General features: G+C 71.2%; 2 protein-coding genes. Both read right to left on the reverse strand.

Going from position 1 to position 2,291, the window contains the following annotated elements:
- The coding region (locus KBX53_RS30160; RefSeq protein ID WP_210863077.1) for a potassium-transporting ATPase subunit C at nucleotides 1–835 on the reverse strand (835 nt) is incomplete at its 3' end.
- A partial coding sequence (kdpB, locus tag KBX53_RS30165; RefSeq protein WP_210863079.1) for a potassium-transporting ATPase subunit KdpB occupies nucleotides 835–2,291 on the reverse strand: 1,457 nt, incomplete at its 5' end. The genes kdpB and KBX53_RS30160, both read right to left, overlap by 1 nt.

Genomic DNA, 2,291 nt, shown 5'->3' on the forward strand with positions numbered 1-2,291 from the left:
CGTTCACGCCGGGCTCCCCCATGAAGCCGAGCGCCCGGCCGCTGGTGTGCTCCTCGACCAGCTTGCGAACCGCCGCCGGGTCCGCGCCGCGCTCCCGCGCGACCCGGTTCACCTGCAACTCCGCGTACGCCGGGCTGATCTGCGGGTCGAGGCCGCTGGCGCTGGCGGTGACCGCGTCGGCGGGCACCGCCGGGTCGGCGGGCGCGTCGCCCCGGATCGGGGTGACCACCCCGCCGGCGGCCACGTAGTCCTCGCCGGGCTGGGCCGGCTCCACCGTCACCCCCTGGTACTCGGTGACGAACGGAGTCGCCGGGGCGGCCTGGTTGACGCTGACCACCCGGGTCACCGGGCCGGTCAGACCGTCCGCGCGGAAGACCGCGAGCACGGCACCCACCCCGTCGTCGGTGCAGTACGGGCGGCTGCCGTCGACGCCGTTGAGTTCACCGACGGCCTTGCTGCGCCCGCAGACCTGGGTGAGCAGGCTTTCGCTGGACTCCTCCGGGTCGGTGGCGATGGTGTCGACGACGCTCTCCGGGCCCAGGTTGCTGGCCGAGGTGGAGGTCGGGTCGTAGCCGTCACCGGCGGCCGACGGGCGGGACTGGAAGTAGCGCGGGACGGGGTTGCCGTCGGCGTCGGTGAAGGACTGGCCGATCAGCGCGCTGCCGACAGTCGTTCCGTTCGAGACGATCAGCGAGCCGTCGGCCTTGTGGTTGAGGCCGGGCAGCTGGCCGAGCGCCACCAGGGCCAACGGGTAGACCAGGCCGAGCAGCACCGTGAAGACGAGCACGGCGCGCAACGCGGCGAGGTGTTGGGCGATCCAGGTGGGTAGGCGCATCACGAAATCCCCGGGAAGAACTGGATGAGCAGGTCGATGAGCTTGATTCCGATGAACGGCACGATGATGCCGCCCAGCCCGTAGACCAGGAGGTTGCGGCTGAGCAGCTTCGACGCGGCGGCCGGCCGGTACCGCACGCCCCGCAGGGCGAGCGGGATCAGCGCGATGATCACCAGGGCGTTGAAGATGACGGCGGACAGGATCGCCGACTCCGGGCTGGACAGCCGCATGATGTTCAGCGCGTCCAGGCTCGGGTAGAGGCCGGCGAACATGGCCGGGATGATCGCGAAGTACTTCGCGATGTCGTTGGAGATGCTGAACGTGGTGAGCGCGCCGCGGGTGATCAGCAACTGCTTGCCGATCTCGTCGATCTCGATCAGCTTGGTCGGGTCGGAGTCGAGGTCGACCATGTTGCCGGCCTCCTTGGCGGCCGACGTGCCGGTGTTCATGGCCACCCCGACGTCGGCCTGGGCGAGGGCCGGCGCGTCGTTGGTGCCGTCACCGGTCATCGCGACCAGCCGGCCACCCTCCTGCTCCCGCTTGATCAGCGCGAGCTTGTCCTCCGGCGTCGCCTCGGCCAGGAAGTCGTCCACCCCGGCCTCGTCGGCGATCGCCTTCGCGGTACGCGGGTTGTCGCCGGTGATCATCACGGTCCGGATGCCCATCCGGCGCATCTCGTCGAACCGCTCCCGCATGCCGGACTTGACCACGTCCTTGAGGTGGATGACGCCCAACGCGCGGGCGGGCTCACCGTCGACGTGTTCGGCGACCACCAGCGGGGTGCCGCCGGTGCCGCTGATCGCGTCCACGATCTCGCCGACCTGCTCGGTGGGGTGGCCGCCGTTCTCGCGTACCCACTTCATCACCGCGGCGGCGGCGCCCTTGCGGACCCGGCGGCCGGTGCCCGACGCGCCGCCGTCCACGCTGGCGTCCGGGGTGAGGTCGACGCCGCTCATCCGGGTCTGCGCGGTGAACGGCACGAAGGTGGCGTGCGGCATCACGCCGGGCTCCCGCTCGCGCAGCCCGAACTCGTTCTTCGCCAGCACCACCACCGAACGCCCCTCGGGGGTCTCGTCGGCCAGGCTGGACAGCTGCGCGGCGTCGGCAATTGTCGCGGCGTCGACCCCCTCGACCGGTACGAACTCGGCGGCCTGCCGGTTGCCCAGCGTGATGGTGCCGGTCTTGTCCAGCAGCAGGGTGTTGACGTCGCCGGCCGCCTCGACGGCCCGGCCGCTCATGGCCAGCACGTTGCGTTGGACAAGGCGGTCCATGCCGGCGATGCCGATGGCGGAGAGCAGCGCGCCGATGGTGGTGGGGATCAGGCAGACCAGCAGCGAGACCAGCACGACCCCGGTGACGCCGGAGCCGGTGATCGCACCGCTGTCCGGCGCGGCCGCCTGGTACGCCTTGGAGAAGATGGCGAGCGGCTGGAGGGTGACCACGGCCAGCAGGAAGA

It is taken from the genome of Micromonospora sp. M51 (assembly GCF_018070305.1).
In the GTDB taxonomy this organism is placed as follows: Bacteria; Actinomycetota; Actinomycetes; order Mycobacteriales; family Micromonosporaceae; genus Micromonospora; species Micromonospora parva.